Genomic DNA, 20064 nt, shown 5'->3' on the forward strand with positions numbered 1-20064 from the left:
CTCTCCAGAATATATTACTGTGTGGTGCCGTCGGTTTTACGGTCGACTTTACCGCCGCCCTCTTTGGTTTGCACCTTGCTGTTAATATCCGGGCACTTGCCATCTTTACACTGGCTATTTTGATCCATTTCGTTAGCGGACATATTGCTGCCGCTCGTGCTGCCGCCATTAGCCGCAGGATTAGTATTGGTGTCAGTGTTATTAATCTTGTCATTATTGACTTTATTCGGCGGCAGATTCTGTTTTGCGCCGCCCGCTGCCGCGCCTGCTTCAGCCGCCTGGTTAGCGGTACCGTTATTGTCGGCCATTGCCGCGCCGCTGCCTAATGTCATTGCCGCCGTCAGAAAAATCATTGCAAATTTATTCATCATTATGCTCCTGTAATCAATGAAAGCTGCTGTTTGAAACCCGATGCTGCAGTTTGACGCAAAGATGTTCCGGCGAAATTTAATTTCACCCAAAGGTCGTCCGGAAGAGATAAATAATGTAAGCGAACCATTCCTCAGTGCTTACAAGTAAAAGCCTAGTTGAGAACCCTATAAATGCAAATTTCACGCGTGCATTTAAGATGCGTCCTGAATTTACACTCCGGGCGCAACGGGATAAATTGGGCGGGTTGTGCCCGACGCGCGTTGGGCCAGAAATAAATGGAATGATTAATGAATTACCAGAACGATGATTTACGCATTCGGGATATCAAAGAGCTGCTGCCTCCCGTTGCGCTGCTGGAAAAATTTCCCGCAACCGATAATGCCGCTCGCACCGTTGCCCGCGCCCGCGACGCTATCCATCAGATTTTGCAGGGCCAGGACGATCGCCTGCTGGTGGTAATTGGCCCCTGTTCGATTCACGATCCGCAGGCGGCAAAAGAGTACGCTTCGCGCCTGCTGAAGCTGCGTGACGAACTGAAAGGCGAGCTGGAAGTGGTGATGCGCGTCTATTTTGAAAAGCCGCGCACCACCGTGGGCTGGAAAGGGCTGATTAACGATCCCTATATGGATGGCAGCTTCCAGCTGAACGACGGCCTGCGTCTGGCGCGCCAGCTGCTGCTGGAGATCAATGACAGCGGACTGCCAGCGGCAGGCGAGTTTCTCGATATGATTACGCCGCAGTACGTGGCGGACTTAATGAGCTGGGGCGCCATCGGCGCGCGCACCACCGAGTCGCAGGTGCATCGCGAACTGGCGTCAGGACTCTCCTGTCCGGTCGGCTTCAAAAACGGCACCGACGGCACCATCAAAGTGGCTATCGATGCGATTAACGCCGCCGGTTCGCCGCACTGTTTCCTTTCTGTGACCAAGTACGGCCACTCGGCGATTGTGGAAACCAGCGGCAATGCGGACTGCCATATCATTCTGCGCGGCGGCAAAGAGCCAAACTACAGCGCGCAGCACGTCAGCGCGGTAAAAGCCGGGCTGGAGAAGGCCGGTCTGCCTCAGCAGGTGATGATCGACTTCAGCCACGCCAACAGCAGCAAGCAGTATCAGAAGCAGATGGAAGTAGCAGATGACGTGGCGGCGCAAATTTCAGGCGGCGAGCACGGCATTATGGGCGTGATGATTGAAAGTCATCTGGTCGAGGGCAATCAGAGCCTGGAGAGCGGCGAGCCGCTGGTCTACGGCAAGAGCGTTACCGACGCCTGCATCGGCTGGAGTGACACAGATAAAGTGCTGCGCCAGCTGGCGGCCGCCGTTAAGCAGCGCCGCGGCTGATTAGCAGCGACTCAGATGCCGTTCACGTCACCACCCGAGCGGCAGCAATAAAAAAGGCCAGACATCTGTCTGGCCTTTCTGCATTTCAGCTAACGCTTACTTCGCTTTACCCTGGTTAGCGACGGCTGCAGCTTTCGCCGCGATCTCGTCCGCATCGCCCAGATAGTAGTGTTTGATCGGTTTGAAATTCTCGTCGAACTCATAAACCAGCGGAACGCCGGTCGGGATGTTCAGCTCAAGGATCTCATCTTCGCTCATATTGTCGAGGTATTTCACCAGCGCGCGCAGCGAGTTGCCGTGCGCAGCGATGATCACTTTCTCGCCGCTTTTGATGCGCGGCAGAATGCTCTCGTTCCAGTAAGGGATAACGCGATCGATGGTCAGCGCCAGGCTCTCAGTGGTCGGCAGCTGCTCAGCGCTCAGCTTCGCATAGCGCGGGTCATGGCCGGGGAAACGCTCGTCGCTGCGATCCAGCTCCGGCGGTGTAACCGCGAAGCCGCGACGCCACTGTTTCACCTGGTCGTCGCCATATTTGGCAGCGGTTTCCGCTTTGTCCAGACCCTGCAGCGCGCCATAGTGGCGCTCGTTCAGACGCCAGGATTTCTCAACCGGCAGCCAGGCCTGATCCAGCTCATCAAGAACATTCCACAGAGTGTGAATGGCGCGTTTCAGCACGGAGGTGTAAGCAAAATCGAAGACGAAACCTTCTTTTTTCAGCAGCTGACCGGCTGCTTTGGCTTCGGTGCGACCTTTATCAGAAAGGTCCACGTCATACCATCCGGTAAAGCGGTTTTCCTGGTTCCACTGACTTTCGCCGTGGCGGACCAGAACCAGCTTAGTTACGGCCATAGTTAACTCCTTAACTCTTTGATGTTTCTACGATAATGGAAACCTTGCTGCAACCAACCCGACGCGCGCGCCCGGCGGCACATGGATAGCGCCATACCATAGCGGAAAACGGCGCAGGGCGTAAGCCTGTCGGCGACGCACTGCGCGTTTTTCATCCGGCGGCTCAGCGCGGCGTAAAGCGGTAGCGCGTCACGGACTCCCAGCGCTCGCCCGGCTGCAGCCAGCATGAGGGCTGGGGCCACTCAGGATGATTCGGCGAATCCGGTAAAAATTCGCTCTCAAGCGCAATACCCTGGAAAGCAGTATAGCTTTCCTGCTCACGCGCGCGCGTTCCCGCCAGATAGTTGCCGGTATAGAACTGCAGCGCGGGCGCGGCGGTCATCACGGTCAGCTGCAATTCGCCGTCGGCGGACCAGAGCTGCGCGGCAGGCTGGCTGGCGTCGCCAGCGCTGTCGAGCAGAAAGGCGTGATCGTAGCCCTTAACCGCCTGCTGATCCGCGTCGGCGAGGAAATCCTGCGCCACGATTTTCGCCTCGCGAAAATCGAAGCTGGTGCCTGTCACCGCTTTCAGCGGCGCGTTGGGAATACCGGCGCTGTCGACAGGCAGATAATGTTCGGCCAGCAGTTGTAAGCGATGCTGGCGCGCGTCGCCATGATGCGCGTCAAGATTAAAGTAGGCGTGGTTCGTCAGGTTGACCGGGCAGGGCTTATCGACCTCGGCCTGATAGCTGATCGACAGGCAATTGTCGTCGTCCAGCTCATAGCGCACCTGCGCCAGCAGATTGCCTGGATAGCCCTGATCGCCGTCTGGCGAGTCAAGCCGGTAAACCACGCTGGTTTCGCTCTGGCTGACGATCTGCCAGCGGCGCTTGTCGAAACCCTGCGGCCCGCCGTGTAGCTGATGCTCGCCCTGATTCGCCGCCAGCTGAATATGCTGCTGCGTCAGCGTCGCATTGGCGATGCGGTTGGCATAGCGTCCGATAGTCGCGCCGAGATAGGCATCCTGATGCAGGTAGTCGGAAGGCGTGGCGCAGCCGAGCAGGGCTTCACGCACGCTGCCGTCACGCATTGGCACGCGCGCCGACAGCCAGGTCGCGCCCCAGTCCATAAACGTCGCCACCATGCCGTTGGCGTTGCGTAAAACGGTAATGCGCCACGGCTGGCCGTCTGGCGCGTGTGAATTGACGTCGCTTAACATTGGCCGGCTCCTTCTGAGGCGGTGCAGACGTAGAACGTCTCTTTAATGCCGGTTTTCGCTTCGTACTGCTCCGCGACCGCCGCTTTCACCTGATCGACCAGATCGAACGGCATCAGGGCCACGACGCAGCCGCCGAAGCCGCCACCGGTCATACGTACGCCGCCGCGCTCGCCGATCTCCGCTTTGACGATCTCGACCAGCGTATCGATCGGCGGAACGGTGATCTCAAAGTCATCGCGCATTGAGGCGTGTGATTCCGCCATCAGTTCGCCCATACGTTTCAGGTCGCCTCTGCTCAGCGCGTCGGCGGCTTCCAGCGTACGGGCGTTTTCGGTCAGAACGTGACGCACGCGTTTTGCTACCTGCGGATCCAGCTCGTGCTCTACCGCTTTGAACTGTTCGATATCTACGTCGCGCAGCGCAGGCTGGGCGAAGAAGCGCGCGCCGGTTTCGCACTGTTCGCGGCGCGTATTGTATTCGCTGCCAACCAGATTGCGGCGGAAGTTAGAGTTGATGATCACCACCGCGATATCTTTCGGCATAGAGACCGGACGGGTGCCGAGCGTGCGGCAGTCGAGCAGCATGGCGTGATCTTTCTTGCCCAGCGCGGAGATCAGCTGATCCATAATGCCGCAGTTGCAGCCGACGAACTGGTTCTCTGCCTCCTGACCGTTGACGGCGATGGCCGCGCCGTCGAGCTTCAGGTGATAAAGCTGCTGAAATACGGTGCCGACCGCCACTTCCAGCGACGCTGACGAACTCAGGCCAGCGCCCTGCGGTACGTCGCCGCTGATCACCATATCTACGCCGCCGAAGCTGGCGTCACGCTGCTGCAGATGTTTCACCACGCCGCGCACGTAATTGGCCCACATCGGCTCTTTCACGCTCATAATCGGCGCGTCGAGCGAGAAGCTGTCCTGCTGATTATCGTAATCCACCGCGACGACGTGCACCTGACGATCGTCGCGTTTCGCGCAGGCAATCACTGTCTGATAGTCGATGGCGCACGGCAGCACGAAGCCGTCGTTGTAGTCGGTGTGTTCGCCAATCAGGTTGACGCGGCCTGGCGCCTGGATCGTGTGGGTCGGCGCATAGCCAAAGGTGTCGGTGAAAATCTGCTGCGTGGTGCTTTTTAAGCTCATTGTTTTGCCTCGCGGAAATGAATATCGCTAACGGCGCGCAGGCGTTCCGCCGCCTGTTCCGCCGTTAAATCGCGTTGGGTTTCGGCCAGCATTTCGTAGCCGACCATAAATTTGCGAACCGTAGCCGAGCGCAGCAGCGGCGGGTAAAAGTGCGCGTGCAGCTGCCAGTGATCGTTCTCTTCATCGTTGAACGGCGCGCCGTGCCAGCCCATGGAGTAGGGGAAAGAGCACTGGAACAGGTTGTCGTAGCGGCTGGTCAGTTGCTTGAGCGCCTTCGCCAGATCTGCGCTCTGCTCAGGCGAGAGATCGTTCAGGCGTTTAACCTGCGCTTTCTTCGGCAGCAGCAGCGTCTCGAACGGCCAGGCCGCCCACCAGGGCACCACCGCCAGCCAGTGTTCGGTCTCGACTACGGTGCGGCTTCCGTCGCTGAGCTCGCGCGCGGCGTAATCCACCAGCATCGGCGAGCGGTGCGCGGCGTAATAGGCGCGCTGATTAGTATCTTCGCGCTGCGCTTCGTTGGGTAAAAAGCTGTTGGCCCACACCTGACCATGTGGATGAGGATTGGAGCAGCCCATCGCCGCGCCTTTGTTTTCAAAAACCTGCACCCAGGGATAGCGCTGGCCGAGATCGGCGGTCTGCTCCTGCCAGGTTTTTACCACCTCTTCCAGCGCAGGCAGCGACATCTCCGGCAGCGTTTTGCTGTGGTCCGGCGAGAAGCAGATCACTCGGCTGGTGCCGCGTGCGCTTTCGCAGCGCATCAGCACGTCGCTGCTTTCCGGCGCCTCTGGCGTCTCGGTCATCAGCGCGGCGAAATCGTTAGTGAAGACGTAAGTGCCTTTATAGTCAGGGTTCTTGTCGCCGGTGACGCGCGTGTTGCCCGCGCAGAGGAAGCAGTCCGGATCGTGCGCCGGCAGCGTCTCTTGCGATGGGGTTTCCTGCGCGCCTTGCCAGGGACGTTTGGCACGGTGTGGCGAAACGAGGATCCACTGATCGATCAGCGGATTGTAACGGCGATGCGGATGATCGACCGGGTTAAATTTTTCCATGTTGAGTCCTGGTTAACGTCAAAAAGCCAGACAGGCATTGTTAAAAAGTAGCACATCAGCGCCCGATAAAGCGTGATCAAGTCTGGATAAATGGAATCGTTTACACAAGCTGAAAATTCTTATTCAAAGCCTTTCTCTGTGGGATAAGTAAGTTAAAAAGGCTAAGCAATGGTAGCGGTTACATGAGGCGGGGCAGGCGGGATAAGCGGACGCCGCCGGGCGGCGTCGCGCTGATTAACGCAGGCTCTCCTGCTGGTAGGCGTAGCCCTCTGCGGCAGGGACAAAGCTCAGGCGATGGGTAATGCAGCGCGGGGCGTCTTCGGCATGGTGCGAAACGAACAGCAGCTGCGTGCGGCCTTCGCCAATCAGAATATCGACGAAACGGCGCACCAGCTGGCGGTTGATGGGATCCAGTCCCTGAAGTGGCTCATCAAGGATCAGCAGCGCCGGATGCTTCACCAGCGCGCGCGCGATCAGCACCAGCCGCTGCTGACCCCAGGAGAGACTGTGGAACGGCGCGTCGGCCAGCGCGTTGTCCATGCCGAGCAGCGCCAGCCACTGCCGCGCCAGCGCCTTTTGCCGTTCCGATACCGCCTGATAGAGGCCGATTGAATCGAAAAAGCCGGAGAGGATCACGGTGCGCACGTTCACGCTGACGCGATAGTCGAGATGCAGGCTGCTACTGACGTAGCCGATATGCTGTTTGATATCCCAGATGGTTTCGCCGCTGCCGCGCCTGATGCCGAACAGCGTGAGATCGTTGCTGTAGCCCTGGGGATGATCGCCAGTGACCAGACTCAGCAGCGTCGATTTACCCGCGCCGTTAGGGCCGACAATTTGCCAGTGTTCGCCGGCGTTAACCTGCCAGCTCAGCCCGTTAATTACCGCTTTATCATTGTAAGAGACCACGCCGTTGCGCAGTATGACGCGCGGTGCATCCGCTGCCAGCTGTGGAAGCTGATCGGGGGCGTCCGGCTCCGGCAGGGCCATCCCCTCCAGCTGTTCGCTGTGCGCCAGCTGCGCCACCAGCGCCTCCGCCAGGATCGCATCGCGCGCGCCGACGTGGGTCAGGGTGCACTCCGCAAGCACGCCTACCTGCTGAATAAAATCGGGAATATCGTCAAAACGGTTGAGCACCAGCACCAGAGCGACATCGGGCTGCTGCAGGCTCGCCAGCATCTCCGTCAGGCTGGCGCGCGAGGCGACATCAAGGCCGTCAAAGGGCTCGTCGAGGATCAGCAGATCGGGCTGTTTCATCAGCGCCTGACAGAGCAGGACTTTGCGCGTCTCGCCGGTGGAAAGATATTTAAAGCGCCGGTCGAGCAGATAACCAATCCTGAACCGCTCCGCCAGCGCCTGCGCGCGCGCGTCATCTTTTATCTCGTCCTGGATAATCTCCAGCGCGGTGCGGCCGGTATCATCTTCGCCTTCGCTCAGCAGATCGGTGTTGTTGCGCTGCCATTCATCGGTGACCAGCTTTTGCAGCTGCTCCAGCGACAGACGCGTCGGACGCGCGAACTGGCTGATAAAATCGCCTTTTACCGGCGTCAGCTCGCCCGCCAGCGCGCGCGCCAGCGACGATTTGCCGCTGCCGTTGGCGCCGACAAAGGCCCAGCTCTGGCCGCCTGCCAGCCGCAAATCGTTAAGGTTGAGTAATCGGGTGTCGCTAAGACGAAACGTGCCTTGCGAAATTTGCAATGAAGCCATGATTTATCCCATTTTATGCACTGTATTACCGAGTTGTAACCACAGCTGTCAGGAAAGTCAAATCATGGCGCATCGATCAGAGCAGCGTAGCAATAATCGCGTGTTCGGCATTAAAACTCGCCGTCACGCTCTCTCCTGGCTGCAGATTCTGCTGCTGCACCTGCTGATTAGGCAGCGTCGCGCAGAGGATTTCGCCGCTCGGCAGCGTCATCAGCACTTCGCTCATCTGCTCGCCTGGCTCAATCTGACTCACCTGCGCGCTGAGCTGATTATCCGCCTGCGACGCCTCGCGGCTGACCTGAATCCATGGCGCTTTAATCAGCACAAGAACCTCTTTGCCCGCTTCGAGCTGCAAGCGCTCGACGCTGCGCTGGGTCAGCGCGACGTTAAGCTGGGTTGCGCCGTCCGCCAGCCGCACCTGAAGGCGCTGCACCACATGCTGTTCGTCATGCGCCACCACGGTGCCGAACAGCTGGTTGCGCGCGCTGGTCTGCAACGAAAAGCGCGCGATGGTCGCCAGCAGGCTGTCGAGGGGTACTGAGTCGTTTTGCAGGGCGTCGAACGCCTTTTGCTGTATTTGTTCCAGCAGCTGAAACAGCTGAATAAGACGCTCGCCGTAGCGCGTCAGCTGCGCGCCGCCGCCGCCTTTGCCGCCGGTGGCGCGATCCACCAGGGTTTCGTCAGCCAGCTGGTTCATCTCGTTGATCGCGTCCCAGGCGCTTTTATAGCTGATGCCCGCCAGTTTCGCGCCCTGGCTGATAGAGCCGGTTTCGCGGATGCGTTTCAGTAACGTCATACGGCGCGGATCGGCAAACAGCTTCTGCTGCAGCCGGATGGTAAGGGAAAGTTCAGCCTGCATAGTCGCTTCTCCAGAAGATGTGAATGCAACGATCATAGCGGTGTCGGACGTAAAAAGTAAAAGCACGAAAAGGGCAGTGCGTTTTTTTCCTCAGACGTTACAATCACTTTTTTGCTTTGCTGAGTGAGACTTCCATGCTGGAACTGATTAAAAGCCTTGCTGTGGCGGTGATTATGGTGCCGGTGGTAATGGCGATTATGCTGGGCCTGATTTATGGTCTGGGCGAGGTGTTCAACGTCATCTCGAAATTTGGCCGCCGCGAGCACTCTTCACGCTCCACCCATTGATTTCCCGACGCCCGCTTAAGCGGGCGTTTTTATTGCGCCCGCTCAACCTTCTCCTTTTCCTGCCGATAATTTTGTAACGCTCCCCACATCTGCGTTGTATCATCGCCTACACAACGCATAACAGGAGAAAACGCATGACATTTCGTTCGTACCGCTGGGGGCTTGCCGCTGCGCTGAGCATCACGCTGGCCGGGCAGGCTGTGGCCGCTGAAAAAGTGACTGTCTTCGCCGCCGCGTCGCTGACCAACGCGCTGCAGGAAATTGCGACGCAGTATAAAAAGAAAACCGACGTGGAAGTGGTGTCCTCTTTTGCCTCCTCCTCCACGCTGGCGCGCCAGATTGAACAGGGCGCGCCCGCCGATCTCTTTATTTCAGCCGATCAGCAGTGGATGGATGACGCCGTCGCGAAAAAGAGCATGGATGACGCCACGCGCGTGACCTTGCTCGGTAACGAGCTGGTGCTGGTCGCGCCGCGCAGCGATAGCGCGAAGCCCGTTACGCTGAATGAACAAACCGACTGGAAAAGCCTGCTGAAAGGCGAACGTCTGGCGGTAGGCGATCCTGACCATGTTCCGGCCGGCATCTATGCGCAGGAAGCGCTGCAAAAGCTGGGTGCCTGGCAGACGGTATCGCCGTCGCTGGCGCGCGCCAATAACGTCCGCGCCGCGCTGGCGCTGGTGGAGCGTAATGAGACGCCTTACGGCATCGTCTATGGTTCGGACGCGGTCGCCAGCGATAAAGTGCAGGTGGTCGGGACTTTCCCGGCCTCCAGCCATAAGCCGGTTGAATATCCCATGGCGATAGTAAAAGCGCATAATAACGCCGCCGTTAAGGCGTTTTATGATTATCTGAAAGGCCCGGAAGCGGCCGCAGTGTTTAAACAGTACGGATTCTCCCCGAAAGCATGATACTCAGCGATCCCGAATGGCAGGCGGTAATGCTCAGCCTGAAAGTCTCCAGCATTGCAGTGCTGTTTAGCCTGCCGTTTGGCATCCTTGTGGCCTGGATTCTGGTGCGCTGCCGGTTTCCGGGCAAATCTGTGCTCGACAGCATTATTCATCTGCCGCTGGTGTTGCCGCCGGTGGTGGTCGGCTATCTGCTGCTGATCGGCCTGGGACGACGCGGCGTGATCGGCCAGTACCTGTATGACTGGTTCGGCTTCAGCTTCGCCTTTAGCTGGCGCGGCGCGGCGCTCGCCTCTGCGGTAATCGCCTTTCCGCTGATGGTACGCGCTATCCGGCTGGCGCTGGAAGCGGTAGATATGCGGCTGGAGCAGGCGGCGCGCACGCTCGGCGCCGGACGCTGGCGCGTCTTTTTCACTATCACGCTGCCGCTGACGTTGCCCGGCATAATCGTCGGCACCGTGCTGGCTTTTGCCCGTTCGCTGGGCGAGTTCGGCGCGACCATTACCTTTGTCTCCAATATCCCGCAGGAGACGCGTACGCTGCCGCTGGCGATGTTTACCCTGATCGAAACCCCTGGCGCTGAGGGCGCGGCGGCGCGTCTCTGCGTTATCGCGATCGCGCTGGCGCTGCTCTCCCTGATGATTTCCGAGTGGCTGGCGCGCTGGGGCCGCAAAAGGATGGGCGCCTGATGCTGACGCTGAATTTTTCACAGCGGCTGGGGGATCACCAGCTCGATATCGACGCGCAGATCCCGGCGAAGGGCATTACAGCGGTATTCGGCGTCTCCGGCGCGGGCAAGACGTCACTGATCAACGCCATCAGCGGTCTGACGCAGCCGCAGCGCGGCACGATCGCGCTAAATGACCGTGTGCTGCTCGACGTAGAGAAAGGCGTGATGCTGCCGCCGGAAAAACGCCGCGTCGGCTATGTCTTTCAGGATGCACGACTGTTTCCGCACTACCGCGTGCGCGGTAATTTACACTACGGCATGTCGTCCGCGATGAAAGGGCAGTTCGACGCGCTGGTCACGCTGCTGGGGCTGGAAACGTTGCTGGATCGCTTTCCGCTGTCGCTTTCGGGCGGTGAAAAACAGCGTGTCGCCATTGGCCGTGCGCTGCTGAGCGCGCCCGATATTTTGCTGATGGACGAACCACTCGCCTCGCTCGATCTGCCGCGCAAGCGCGAGCTGATGCCCTATCTGCAGAAGCTGGCGAAGCAGGTCGAAATCCCGGTGCTCTACGTGACCCACAGCCTTGATGAAATTTTACAGCTGGCGGAGAACGTGCTGGTGCTCGATCGCGGCGGCGTGAAGGCTTTCGGCCCGCTGGAAAAGGTCTGGAGCAGCAGTGCGATGCGTCCCTGGCTGCCGCTGAGCGAGCTGACCAGCGTGCTGCGCGTGCAGGTGCTGGAACACCATCCCGACTATCCGATGAGCGCACTGTCGCTCGGCGACCAGCATATCTGGGTGAGCCGGGTTAACCATCCGGTAAAAACGCCGCTGCGTATTCGTATCGCCTCGGCGGACGTCTCGCTGGCGCTGCAGCCGCCGCAGCACAGCTCGATTCGCAATATATTGCCGGCGCAGGTGGTAGAGCTGCTTGAGGTGGGCGATCAGGTTGAGGTTCGCTTGCGTATCGGCGTCAGCGAACTCTGGGCGCGCATTTCGCCCTGGGCGCGGGATGAGCTGGGCATTCGGCCGGATCAGTGGCTCTATGCCCAGATTAAAAGCGTGTCAGTCACCGCCTGATTACAGCAGCTGCTGCTGAATAACCGCAGCGATGCCTGGTTCAAGGTTGGTGCCGATCACCTGTTTCGCACGCGCTTTAATCGCCTCATCAGCGTTGCCCATCGCCACGCCCAGCCCGACGGCTTCCAGCATGCTGAGATCGTTATAGTTGTCGCCGAAGGCGATGACGTCCTGCATGCTGAGGCCCAGCGAGGCGACCCACTCCGCCAGCCGCCGACCTTTGCTGTTGCCGCGCTGCGCGATATCGACCTGATCGTGCCACGACCATTCGCACGCCAGCCCCAGCTCCGCTTCCACCTGGTTCGCGAACCGCTGCAGTTCGTCGGTGTTTTCATGCGAGAGCGCGAACTTCCAGATTGATTGCGCCTCGCGTGCCGCCGTCGCCAGGTCAGGCACCTGAACAAACAGCGGTCGCTGATGCGGCGGCAGCGATTCCGCCCACTTCAGCGTGCGCGTCACATGCCCCGTAGGCGTCTGGTAGAGCATCGCATCGTCAACGTAGAGCAAGCCATGGATACCCTTCTCATCTAACATCTCAATCACGCGCAGCGCCTGATCCTTATCCAGCGGATCGGCAGCCAGTACCTTTTTTGCCTGATAATCATACAAATAAGTGCCGTTACAGCAGATTGCGGGTGTATCGAGTTCCAGCGCCTGATAAAAAGGGTGGATAGCGCAGTGGTGACGACCGGTGACGATAGCCACCTTGACGCCAGCCTGACGCGCGCGTTTCAGCGCCTCGATCGACTGGGGCAGGATAGTTTTAGCGGGCGTCAGCAGGGTGCCGTCGAGGTCGAGGGCAATTACGCGATAGCTCATGGCTTATTCCGTCAGAAGGGATTAAAGAGGCATCGAGTCTACACCGGGGCGCGGTCCTGAGACAAAAAGCAGGGCACAAATGATCCCGGCGCACCGTAGAAAAAGAGACTACAGTGAGCCACAGACACAATACTGACAGGCTGCGAACAAGGAGAATGCATGAAACAAGTCGTTTATACCGCCAGTCCCGAGAGCCAGCAGATCCACGCGTGGCGGTTAGATGAAGAGGGCGCACTTTCGCTGTTGCAGGTGACGGATGTCTCCGGCCAGGTTCAGCCGATGGTGGTCAGCCCGAAGAAAGATTTCCTGTACGTCGGCGTGCGTCCGAACTTCCGCGTAGTGGCGTTTCGTATTGCTGCCGACGGCACCCTGAGCGAGGCGGGCGAAGCGCCGCTGCCGGGCAGCCCGACCCATATTTCCACCGATCGGACAGGCAACTATCTGTTTTGCGGCTCCTATAACGACGCCTGCGTCAGCATCAGTCCGATTGGCGAAGATGGCTTGCCGCAGGCGCCCTCTCAGGTGATCCGCGAGCTGGATGGTTGTCACTCCGCCAATATCGATAACGCCAACCAGACGCTGTTCGTCCCGGCGCTGAAGCAGGATCGTATTTGCCTCTATTCCCTGAGCGCCGACGGCAAGCTGGCGCCGCGCGCGCAGGCGCAGGTGACCACGGTAGAGGGCGCGGGTCCGCGCCATATGGCGTTTCATCCCAACGGCAGCTACGCCTACTGCGTGAACGAGCTGGACAGTACCGTTGACGTCTGGTCGCTGAATAATGCGCACGGCGAAGTCGAGCGCGTGCAGTCGCTGGATATGATGCCGCCGGGCTTTAACGAGACCCGCTGGGCAGCGGATATTCATCTGACGCCTGACGGCCGCTTCCTGTACGCCTGCGATCGTACCAGCAGCACCATTACGATATTCAGCGTCAGCGAAGATGGCGGCCTGCTCTCAATCGAAGGCTATCAGCCAACGGAAACGCAGCCGCGCGGCTTTAATATCGATAACAGCGGCCGTTATCTGGTGGCGTCAGGACAGAAGTCGCACCATATCGAAGTTTACCGTATCAGCGAGCCGCAAGGATTGCTGACGCCGCTGGCGCGCTATGCGGTGGGTCAGGGCCCAATGTGGGTGGTGATCCATCAGCTGGATTAAAATTGCCTGTTCAGGCGTGCGGGGTAGCGGCTCCGCACGCTTTTTCTAAAGTGCTCAACGCCGCTGCAAGATCAATATTGCGCTTTTTTGCCTGTGACAGGATACGCGGATTGTTTTTTTCGGAATCAGGAAAGATGAAGAAGAGCAACCGTACGCCTACCCCGCATGACGCCGCGTTCCGGCAGTTTCTCGGCCAGCCGGAAATCGCCCGCGATTTTATGCTTATCCACCTTCCACCCGAACTGCGCGCCGTCTGCGATCTCTCCACCCTGAAGCTGGAGTCCGGCTCTTTTGTCGAAGACGATCTGCGTCAGTACTTCAGCGATGTGCTCTATAGCCTGAAAACTACTACTGGCGATGACAGCTATGTTCATGTCCTGATTGAACATCAGTCTACGCCGGACAAGCATATGGCGTTCAGACTGTTGCGTTATGCGGTCGCTGCCATGCAGCGCCATCTGGATGCAGGCCATAAAAAACTGCCGCTGGTGATACCGGTACTCTTCTATGCCGGTAAACGCAGCCCCTATCCATGGTCCACCTGCTGGCTGGATGAGTTCAGCGATCCGGCGCTGGCATCGCGGCTTTATGGCACGCCTTTTCCGCTGGTAGACGTAACCGTTATTCCTGACGAAGAGATCGCTGGCCATCGCACCATGGCCGCGCTGACGCTGCTGCAAAAACATATTCATCAGCGCGATCTGAGCGAGATGCTGGACAAGCTGGCCTCTATTCTGCTGGCCGGTTATCTCTCTTCATCGCAGGTAATATCGCTGGTACACTATATTATTCAGGCTGGCGAAAGCTCAGACGCCGAAGCCTTTGTTCGCAAACTGGCACAACGGATGCCGCAGCAGGGGGACCTCTTGATGACCATTGCAGAACAGCTTGAACAGAAGGGTATTGAAAAAGGCATCGAAAAGGGAATTGAAAAAGGCATTCAGCTAGGCCGTCAGGAAGGCCGTAACGAAGGCAAACTTGAAGTTGCCCGCCGTCTGCTGGAGATGGGCATGCCCAGTGACGCCGTACAGCAGGCGACGGGCCTGAGCGAGGCGGAGCTGGCGCAGATCCGCCACTAACCCTTGCTATAGCGGCGCCGCTTTTCGCGGGCCGCATCCACTTCCCGTTACGAGTACTTCACCGTTATTGAAGCGCTCGCCAGCGCATGAAAATGTACGTTGAAGCCGACCATCGCGCCGCTCGCCTCAGCATCCACCTCGATTTTTTCTACATCCAGCGCATGCACGGTAAAAATATAGCGATGGCTTTCGCCCTGCGGCGGTGCCGCGCCGCCGTATCCCGCTTTGCCGAAATCGGTACGCGTCTGCAATGCGCCTGGCGGCAGCATCGACTGGCCTGAACCGGCGCCTTGCTCCAGCAGGCGGGTGCTGGCGGGAATATTCACCACCACCCAGTGCCACCAGCCGGAACCGGTCGGCGCATCGGGATCGTAACAGGTGACGACGAAGCTTTTCGTACCCTCCGGCACCTCGTCCCACGCCAGATGCGGGGAGATATTATCGCCCTGGTAGCCCATACCGTTAAACACCTGGCGCTCCGGCATCTTGTCGCCGTCTTTAAAATCATTGCTGAAAACGCGCATCTTCTCTCCTCGATTGTCAGGACCTGTTCACTGCGAACGTTCTCCATCTTATCCAAAAAAGCAGGCGGTTCCAGTGGTTAGCCGCTAAAGTGCGCCTCCTGCGTCAGCGCCTCGGCAACCGCCTGTGTCAGGGCACCTAGCGCCTCTGGCGTAATGATATAGGGCGGCATCAGGTAGATCAGGCGGCCAAACGGACGGATCCAGACGCCGCGCTCGACGAAAAAGCGCTGCAGTCGGGCCATATTGACAGGACGATGCGTCTCGACAACGCCGATCGCCCCCAGCACGCGCACGTCCGCCACCTGCGGCGCCGCGCGCAGCGGCAGCAGCTCATCGCGCAGCTGCTGTTCAATACGCGCCACCTGTTGCGGCCAGTGGCCTTCGTTAAGCAGCGACAGGCTTTCTACCGCCACGGCGCACGCCAGCGGATTGCCCATAAAGGTCGGCCCGTGCATAAAGCAGCCCGCCGGGCTGTTGCTGATGGTATCAGCGACATGGCGCGTAGCGAGCGTCGCCGCCAGCGTCATCATCCCGCCGGTCAGCGCCTTGCCGACGCAGAGGATATCGGGCGTCACCTCTGCATGTTCGCAGGCGAAAAGTTTGCCGGTACGGCCGAAACCGGTCGCGATTTCATCGGCAATCAGCAGCACGTTATAGCGATCGCAGCATTTGCGCACCCGTTGCAGATAGCGTGGGTGGTAGAAACGCATGCCGCCTGCGCCCTGCACAATCGGTTCAAGGATCACCGCCGCCAGTCGGGGATGGTGCTGCTCAATCAGGCGCACAAAATCATCCGCGTCGCGCTCGTCCCAGGGATCGTCAAAGCCGCACTGCGGCGCGGCGGCGAAATGGTGCTCCGGCAGGTAGCCGCGCCACAGGCTGTGCATCGAGTTATCCGGATCGCAAACCGACATCGCCGCAAAGGTATCGCCGTGGTAACCGCGTTGTAGCGTCAGAAACTGCTGCCGCGTTTCGCCGCGCCCCAGCCAGTACTGCATTGCCATTTTCATCGCTACTTCAACCGCGACTGAACCGGAATCGGCAAGAAACACGCACTCCAGCGCGGCGGGCGTCAGCGCAACCAGCTGACGGCAGAGCGCGACTGCCGCTGGATGCGTAATGCCGCCGAACATGACATGCGACATCTGCGCCATTTGCTCCTGCATCGCCTGGTTCAGACGGGGATGGTTATAGCCATGGATCGCCGCCCACCAGGAGGACATGCCGTCCACCAGCTGGCGGCCGTCGGCCAGTTGCAGATGCATACCCTGCGCCGCAACCACCGGGTAGCAGGGCAGCGGATCGCGCATCGATGTATAGGGATGCCAGATATGCTGGCGGTCGAATTCGGCGTCCTGAGAGGTGAACATGGTAGTTGTAAACCAAAATAAAAAGATTTAGTTTACAAGTATAACCACGTTAACTGTCGGGATGACACCCTTTTTTGGAGTAAGTAATGGCACAACACTGGACTCTGGCGCAGGCGCAGGCGCTGTTTGACAAACCTTTTCTTGAGCTGATGTTCGAGGCGCAGCAGGTTCACCGCCAGCATTTCGACCCGCGTCAGGTTCAGGTCAGCACCCTGCTGTCGATCAAAACCGGCGCCTGTCCGGAAGACTGCAAATACTGCCCGCAAAGCGCCCGCTATAAAACCGGTCTGGAATCAGAGCGGCTGATGGAAGTGGAGGAGGTGCTGGCCTCGGCACGCAAAGCAAAAGCGGCGGGATCGAGTCGCTTCTGCATGGGCGCGGCGTGGAAAAACCCCAGCGATCGCGACATGCCTTACCTGGAGCAGATGGTGCAGGGCGTGAAGGCGCTGGGGATGGAAACCTGCATGACGCTCGGCACGCTAAGCGACAATCAGGCGCAGCGTCTGGCGGGGGCGGGGCTGGATTTTTATAACCACAACCTCGACACCTCGCCGGAATTTTACGGCAGCATCATCACCACGCGCAGCTATCAGGAGCGTCTGGATACGCTTGGTAAAGTGCGTGACGCGGGGATCAAAGTCTGCTCTGGCGGCATTGTCGGGCTGGGCGAAACCGTGAGCGATCGCGCCGGTTTGCTGGTGCAACTGGCGAATCTACCGACGCCGCCGGAGAGCGTGCCCATCAACATGCTGGTAAAGGTCAAAGGCACGCCGCTGGCGGACAATGACGATGTTGAGCCGTTCGATTTTATTCGCACCATCGCCGTGGCGCGCATCATGATGCCGACCTCCCATGTGCGTCTCTCGGCGGGCCGCGAGCAGATGAACGAGCAGACCCAGGCGATGTGCTTTATGGCGGGCGCCAACTCGATTTTCTACGGCTGCAAGCTGCTCACCACGCCGAACCCGGAAGAGGATAAGGACCTGCTGCTGTTCCGCAAGCTGGGTCTTAACCCTGAACATACCCATACTGCGCACGGCGATAATGAACAGCAGCAGCAGCTGAGCGATCAGCTGTTCCACGCCGACACCGAACAGTTCTACAACGCGGCGGTGTAATGAGTTTCTCCACCCGTATGGCGCAGGCGCTGGAGACGCGCCGCGCCGCTGACGGCTGGCGGCAGCGCCGCCTCGTCACGCGCAACGACACCCGCACGCTGCAGGTCGAGGGTAAAACGTACCGTCACTTCTCCAGCAACGACTATCTCGGCCTGAGTCAGCATCCGGCCGTGATGGACGGCTGGCGTCAGGGCGCGCCGGGCGCAGGCGCGTCAGGCCACGTTACGGGCTACAGCCGCTGGCACGCCGAGCTGGAGACGCAGCTTGCCGACTGGCTCGGCTATTCGCGCGCGCTGCTGTTTATCTCCGGCTTCGCCGCCAATCAGGCGATCGTGCATCTGCTGGCGCAGAAACAGGATCGCCTGATCGCCGACAAACTGGCGCATGCGTCGCTGCTGGATGCAGCAGGCCACACGCCCGCGGCGCTGCGTCGCTTTCACCATAACGATGTAGCGAGCCTGGCGCAGCGGCTGGCGTCGCCGTGCGACGGCGAAACCCTGGTGATCACCGAGGGAATTTTCAGCATGGACGGCGACAGCGCGCCGCTGGCAGACATTGCCGCCGCCGTCCGGCGCGCCAGCGGCTGGCTACTGGTGGATGACGCCCACGGCATCGGCGTAACAGGCGAGCTGGGGCGCGGCAGCTGCTGGCAGCAGGGCATAAAGCCGGAGCTGCTGGTGGTGACCTTTGGTAAAGCTTTTGGCGTCAGCGGCGCCGCCCTGCTGTGCGACGACGCCACCGCCGACTATTTCCTGCAGTTTTCTCGTCATCTTATCTATTCAACGGCGATGCCGCCCGCCCAGGCGAGCGCGCTGCTGGCGGCGCTGCATCAGATTCAACGTGGCGACGCGCTGCGTCAGCGTCTGAATGACAATATTCAGCGCTTCCGCGCTGGCGCGGCTGGTTTGCCCTGGTCGCTGATGCCCTCTGAAAGCGCGATACAGCCGCTGATCGTTGGCGAAAATGGCGCCGCGCTGGCGTTGTCGCAGCGGCTGGCGCAGGCGGGCTGCTGGGTCAGCGCCATCCGCCCGCCAACCGTGCCGCCCGGCACCGCGCGGCTGCGCATTACGTTGACTGCCGCGCATCGGGCGGACGATATCGACGCACTGCTGGAGGCGCTGCATGACGCTGCGGGTTAACAAAGGCGCCGTGGCGCGCGCGTTCGGCCGCGCGGCGGGCCATTATGAACAGCACGCCGAGCTGCAGCGCCGCTGCGGTGACGCGCTGATGGCGCTGGCGCCGCCCGTTTCCGACGGCGTTCTGCTGGACGCAGGCTGCGGCACCGGCTGGTACAGCCGCCTCTGGCAGCAACGCGGGCAGCGCGTCGTGGCGCTCGATCTCTCGCCGCAGATGCTGCAGCAGGCGCGCAGCCTCGACGCGGTGAGCAGCTACCTGGCGGGCGATATTGACGCCTTGCCGCTGGCGAGCCAGAGCATTGACCGGGTATGGAGCAACCTGGCGGTGCAGTGGAGCAGCGATTTGCGCACGGCCTTGCAGCAGTTCGCCCGCGTGCTGCGTCCCGATGGCGTTATGCTCTTTTCGACGCTGCTGGCTGGCTCGCTGCAGGAGGTGCACGACGCCTGGCGGCCGCTGGGCGCTGGCGAGCACGCCAACCGCTTTTTAACCGAGGCGCAGGTGCGCGCGGCGGGTGCCGGACTGAATCTGCGCTTTATACGGCAGACGCAGCTCATGCATTTTCCCAGCGCGCTGAGCGCGATGCGATCGCTGAAAGGTATTGGCGCTACCCATCTGCACCAGGGCCGGGACGGCGCGCCGATGACGCGGCAGCGGCTGGCGCAGCTTGAAGCGCTATGGCCGCGCGATGCGCAGGGCTACCGTCTGACCTATCAACTGCTTTTTGGAGTCACACAACGATGAAATGGTTTATTACCGGCACCGATACTGAGGTCGGCAAAACCGTCGCCAGCGGCGCGCTGCTGCAGGCGGCAGGCGCGGCGGGCTATCGCACCGCGGGGTACAAGCCGGTCGCTTCCGGCTGCGACGTTACGCCGGAGGGCGTGCGTAACAGCGACGCGCTGGCGCTGCAGCGCTACAGCACCCTGGCGCTGAGTTATGAGCAGGTTAACCCGCTGGCGTTTGTTGAGCCGACCTCGCCGCATATCGTCAGCGCGGAAGAGGGCAGGCCGATCGCTTTCGATACGCTCTCTGAAGGGCTGCGCGCGCTGGAAGCGCAGGCGGAATGGGTGCTGGTCGAGGGCGCAGGCGGCTGGTACACGCCGCTGTCGGAGACGCAGACCTACGCCGACTGGGTCGAGCAGGAACAGCTGCCGGTAATACTGGTCGTTGGGGTCAAACTGGGCTGCATCAATCACGCGATGCTCACCGCCGATGCGGTGCAGGCGCGCGGCCTGCGGCTGGCGGGCTGGATCGCCAACGATATCGAGCCGCCGGGCAAGCGCCATCAGGCCTATATGACAACGCTAAAACAGCGCATTCCCGCGCCGTTTCTCGGCGAAATCCCCTGGCTGCCGGATGCGGCGGCGCAGGCGGAGTGCGGCCGCTTCCTGACGCTGCCGCAGTAGC

21 protein-coding genes are annotated in these 20064 nt (G+C 60.1%); 11 read left to right on the forward strand and 10 right to left on the reverse strand.

Going from position 1 to position 20064, the window contains the following annotated elements:
• Positions 1 to 14: 14 nt before the first annotated feature.
• Entirely contained in the window at positions 15 to 371 is a 357-nt protein-coding gene (locus tag EKL29_RS00320; RefSeq protein WP_120451512.1) for a YbgS-like family protein, read from the reverse strand.
• Positions 372 to 659: 288 nt separating this feature from the next.
• On the opposite strand from EKL29_RS00320, the gene aroG reads away from it, so the two are divergent.
• Positions 660 to 1712, forward strand: coding sequence for a 3-deoxy-7-phosphoheptulonate synthase AroG (gene aroG, locus EKL29_RS00325; RefSeq protein ID WP_120451514.1), 1053 nt, complete (start codon positions 660 to 662; stop codon positions 1710 to 1712).
• Between the two features lie 96 nt (positions 1713 to 1808).
• Here the strand turns inward: aroG and gpmA are convergent, their stop codons facing one another.
• The 6 genes from gpmA to modE all read right to left on the reverse strand — a co-directional run bounded on the left by gpmA (position 1809) and on the right by modE (position 8513).
• Positions 1809 to 2561 carry a 2,3-diphosphoglycerate-dependent phosphoglycerate mutase gene (gpmA, locus tag EKL29_RS00330; protein WP_103794935.1) on the reverse strand — a complete coding sequence of 251 codons (753 nt, stop codon included), beginning with the start codon at positions 2559 to 2561 and terminating at the stop codon, positions 1809 to 1811.
• Between the two features lie 163 nt (positions 2562 to 2724).
• A complete protein-coding gene (gene galM / locus EKL29_RS00335; protein ID WP_120451516.1) occupies positions 2725 to 3759 on the reverse strand; it encodes a galactose-1-epimerase in 1035 nt (344 codons plus the stop codon).
• The gene (gene galK / locus EKL29_RS00340; RefSeq protein ID WP_120451518.1) at positions 3753 to 4901 is read right to left on the reverse strand and encodes a galactokinase; all 1149 of its coding nucleotides are present in this window, start codon (positions 4899 to 4901) and stop codon (positions 3753 to 3755) included. The genes galM and galK overlap by 7 nt, the downstream gene beginning before the upstream one ends.
• Positions 4898 to 5947: a galactose-1-phosphate uridylyltransferase gene (gene galT, locus EKL29_RS00345; protein ID WP_126688560.1), complete on the reverse strand. Its 1050-nt coding sequence runs from the start codon at positions 5945 to 5947 to the stop codon at positions 4898 to 4900. The genes galK and galT overlap by 4 nt, the downstream gene beginning before the upstream one ends.
• A gap of 234 nt (positions 5948 to 6181) precedes the next feature.
• On the reverse strand, positions 6182 to 7654 hold the full coding sequence (gene modF, locus EKL29_RS00350; protein ID WP_126688561.1) for a molybdate ABC transporter ATP-binding protein ModF: 1473 nt from the start codon (positions 7652 to 7654) through the stop codon (positions 6182 to 6184).
• Between the two features lie 76 nt (positions 7655 to 7730).
• Complete coding sequence (modE, locus tag EKL29_RS00355) at positions 7731 to 8513, reverse strand: molybdenum-dependent transcriptional regulator (protein WP_126688562.1); 783 nt, start codon at positions 8511 to 8513, stop codon at positions 7731 to 7733.
• A 134-nt stretch (positions 8514 to 8647) separates the two neighbouring features.
• Between modE and EKL29_RS00360 the strand changes: the two genes are divergently transcribed.
• From EKL29_RS00360 to modC, 4 genes are all read left to right on the forward strand, one after another.
• Entirely contained in the window at positions 8648 to 8800 is a 153-nt protein-coding gene (locus EKL29_RS00360) for an AcrZ family multidrug efflux pump-associated protein (protein ID WP_120451527.1), read from the forward strand.
• 134 nt (positions 8801 to 8934) lie between these two features.
• Positions 8935 to 9708 (forward strand): molybdate ABC transporter substrate-binding protein, encoded by a 774-nt coding sequence (gene modA / locus EKL29_RS00365; RefSeq protein ID WP_126688563.1) that lies wholly within the window; start codon positions 8935 to 8937, stop codon positions 9706 to 9708.
• Positions 9705 to 10394 carry a molybdate ABC transporter permease subunit gene (modB, locus tag EKL29_RS00370; protein WP_120451531.1) on the forward strand — a complete coding sequence of 230 codons (690 nt, stop codon included), beginning with the start codon at positions 9705 to 9707 and terminating at the stop codon, positions 10392 to 10394. The genes modA and modB overlap by 4 nt, the downstream gene beginning before the upstream one ends.
• Entirely contained in the window at positions 10394 to 11452 is a 1059-nt protein-coding gene (gene modC / locus EKL29_RS00375) for a molybdenum ABC transporter ATP-binding protein ModC (RefSeq protein ID WP_120452835.1), read from the forward strand. Before modB ends, modC begins: the two co-directional genes overlap by 1 nt.
• On the opposite strand, the gene EKL29_RS00380 is transcribed toward modC, so the two are convergent.
• Positions 11453 to 12271, reverse strand: coding sequence for a pyridoxal phosphatase (locus EKL29_RS00380; protein WP_120451533.1), 819 nt, complete (start codon positions 12269 to 12271; stop codon positions 11453 to 11455).
• A 159-nt stretch (positions 12272 to 12430) separates the two neighbouring features.
• On the opposite strand from EKL29_RS00380, the gene pgl reads away from it, so the two are divergent.
• Together pgl and EKL29_RS00390 are read left to right on the forward strand one after the other, a co-directional pair.
• Positions 12431 to 13429 carry a 6-phosphogluconolactonase gene (gene pgl, locus EKL29_RS00385; RefSeq protein WP_120451536.1) on the forward strand — a complete coding sequence of 333 codons (999 nt, stop codon included), beginning with the start codon at positions 12431 to 12433 and terminating at the stop codon, positions 13427 to 13429.
• A gap of 134 nt (positions 13430 to 13563) precedes the next feature.
• Positions 13564 to 14508, forward strand: a complete 945-nt coding sequence (locus tag EKL29_RS00390) for an Rpn family recombination-promoting nuclease/putative transposase (RefSeq protein ID WP_126688564.1) — start codon at positions 13564 to 13566, stop codon at positions 14506 to 14508.
• Positions 14509 to 14555: 47 nt separating this feature from the next.
• On the opposite strand, the gene EKL29_RS00395 is transcribed toward EKL29_RS00390, so the two are convergent.
• Both EKL29_RS00395 and bioA read right to left on the reverse strand, forming a co-directional pair.
• Positions 14556 to 15032, reverse strand: coding sequence for a kinase inhibitor (locus EKL29_RS00395; RefSeq protein ID WP_120451541.1), 477 nt, complete (start codon positions 15030 to 15032; stop codon positions 14556 to 14558).
• 77 nt (positions 15033 to 15109) lie between these two features.
• Complete coding sequence (gene bioA / locus EKL29_RS00400) at positions 15110 to 16402, reverse strand: adenosylmethionine--8-amino-7-oxononanoate transaminase (protein ID WP_126688565.1); 1293 nt, start codon at positions 16400 to 16402, stop codon at positions 15110 to 15112.
• Positions 16403 to 16488: 86 nt separating this feature from the next.
• Between bioA and bioB the strand changes: the two genes are divergently transcribed.
• The 4 genes from bioB to bioD are packed head-to-tail and all read left to right on the forward strand — an operon-like array spanning position 16489 to position 20063.
• Positions 16489 to 17520: a biotin synthase BioB gene (gene bioB, locus EKL29_RS00405; RefSeq protein ID WP_120451545.1), complete on the forward strand. Its 1032-nt coding sequence runs from the start codon at positions 16489 to 16491 to the stop codon at positions 17518 to 17520.
• Positions 17520 to 18659 carry an 8-amino-7-oxononanoate synthase gene (locus EKL29_RS00410; RefSeq protein WP_126688566.1) on the forward strand — a complete coding sequence of 380 codons (1140 nt, stop codon included), beginning with the start codon at positions 17520 to 17522 and terminating at the stop codon, positions 18657 to 18659. Before bioB ends, EKL29_RS00410 begins: the two co-directional genes overlap by 1 nt.
• A complete protein-coding gene (gene bioC / locus EKL29_RS00415; protein WP_126688567.1) occupies positions 18643 to 19398 on the forward strand; it encodes a malonyl-ACP O-methyltransferase BioC in 756 nt (251 codons plus the stop codon). The genes EKL29_RS00410 and bioC overlap by 17 nt, the downstream gene beginning before the upstream one ends.
• Positions 19395 to 20063 carry a dethiobiotin synthase gene (bioD, locus tag EKL29_RS00420; protein WP_126688568.1) on the forward strand — a complete coding sequence of 223 codons (669 nt, stop codon included), beginning with the start codon at positions 19395 to 19397 and terminating at the stop codon, positions 20061 to 20063. Before bioC ends, bioD begins: the two co-directional genes overlap by 4 nt.
• Position 20064: the final 1 nt, after the last annotated feature.

This window comes from Pantoea sp. YU22 (genome assembly GCF_003970755.1).
GTDB classification, from domain to species: Bacteria; Pseudomonadota; Gammaproteobacteria; order Enterobacterales; family Enterobacteriaceae; genus Pantoea; species Pantoea piersonii.

What these genes read in the sequence shown, in the direction of transcription:
- bioD (WP_126688568.1), top strand. Translation starts at nt 19,395, where the DNA reads ATGAAATGGTTTATTACCGGCACCGATACTGAGGTCGGCAAAACCGTC.
- galM (WP_120451516.1), bottom strand. Translation starts at nt 3,759, where the DNA reads ATGTTAAGCGACGTCAATTCACACGCGCCAGACGGCCAGCCGTGGCGC.
- bioC (WP_126688567.1), top strand. Translation starts at nt 18,643, where the DNA reads ATGACGCTGCGGGTTAACAAAGGCGCCGTGGCGCGCGCGTTCGGCCGC.
- EKL29_RS00410 (WP_126688566.1), top strand. Translation starts at nt 17,520, where the DNA reads ATGAGTTTCTCCACCCGTATGGCGCAGGCGCTGGAGACGCGCCGCGCC.
- EKL29_RS00380 (WP_120451533.1), bottom strand. Translation starts at nt 12,271, where the DNA reads ATGAGCTATCGCGTAATTGCCCTCGACCTCGACGGCACCCTGCTGACG.
- modB (WP_120451531.1), top strand. Translation starts at nt 9,705, where the DNA reads ATGATACTCAGCGATCCCGAATGGCAGGCGGTAATGCTCAGCCTGAAA.
- modC (WP_120452835.1), top strand. Translation starts at nt 10,394, where the DNA reads ATGCTGACGCTGAATTTTTCACAGCGGCTGGGGGATCACCAGCTCGAT.
- aroG (WP_120451514.1), top strand. Translation starts at nt 660, where the DNA reads ATGAATTACCAGAACGATGATTTACGCATTCGGGATATCAAAGAGCTG.
- modA (WP_126688563.1), top strand. Translation starts at nt 8,935, where the DNA reads ATGACATTTCGTTCGTACCGCTGGGGGCTTGCCGCTGCGCTGAGCATC.
- bioB (WP_120451545.1), top strand. Translation starts at nt 16,489, where the DNA reads ATGGCACAACACTGGACTCTGGCGCAGGCGCAGGCGCTGTTTGACAAA.
- gpmA (WP_103794935.1), bottom strand. Translation starts at nt 2,561, where the DNA reads ATGGCCGTAACTAAGCTGGTTCTGGTCCGCCACGGCGAAAGTCAGTGG.
- EKL29_RS00395 (WP_120451541.1), bottom strand. Translation starts at nt 15,032, where the DNA reads ATGCGCGTTTTCAGCAATGATTTTAAAGACGGCGACAAGATGCCGGAG.
- modF (WP_126688561.1), bottom strand. Translation starts at nt 7,654, where the DNA reads ATGGCTTCATTGCAAATTTCGCAAGGCACGTTTCGTCTTAGCGACACC.
- bioA (WP_126688565.1), bottom strand. Translation starts at nt 16,402, where the DNA reads ATGTTCACCTCTCAGGACGCCGAATTCGACCGCCAGCATATCTGGCAT.
- EKL29_RS00390 (WP_126688564.1), top strand. Translation starts at nt 13,564, where the DNA reads ATGAAGAAGAGCAACCGTACGCCTACCCCGCATGACGCCGCGTTCCGG.
- modE (WP_126688562.1), bottom strand. Translation starts at nt 8,513, where the DNA reads ATGCAGGCTGAACTTTCCCTTACCATCCGGCTGCAGCAGAAGCTGTTT.
- galT (WP_126688560.1), bottom strand. Translation starts at nt 5,947, where the DNA reads ATGGAAAAATTTAACCCGGTCGATCATCCGCATCGCCGTTACAATCCG.
- EKL29_RS00320 (WP_120451512.1), bottom strand. Translation starts at nt 371, where the DNA reads ATGATGAATAAATTTGCAATGATTTTTCTGACGGCGGCAATGACATTA.
- pgl (WP_120451536.1), top strand. Translation starts at nt 12,431, where the DNA reads ATGAAACAAGTCGTTTATACCGCCAGTCCCGAGAGCCAGCAGATCCAC.
- galK (WP_120451518.1), bottom strand. Translation starts at nt 4,901, where the DNA reads ATGAGCTTAAAAAGCACCACGCAGCAGATTTTCACCGACACCTTTGGC.
- EKL29_RS00360 (WP_120451527.1), top strand. Translation starts at nt 8,648, where the DNA reads ATGCTGGAACTGATTAAAAGCCTTGCTGTGGCGGTGATTATGGTGCCG.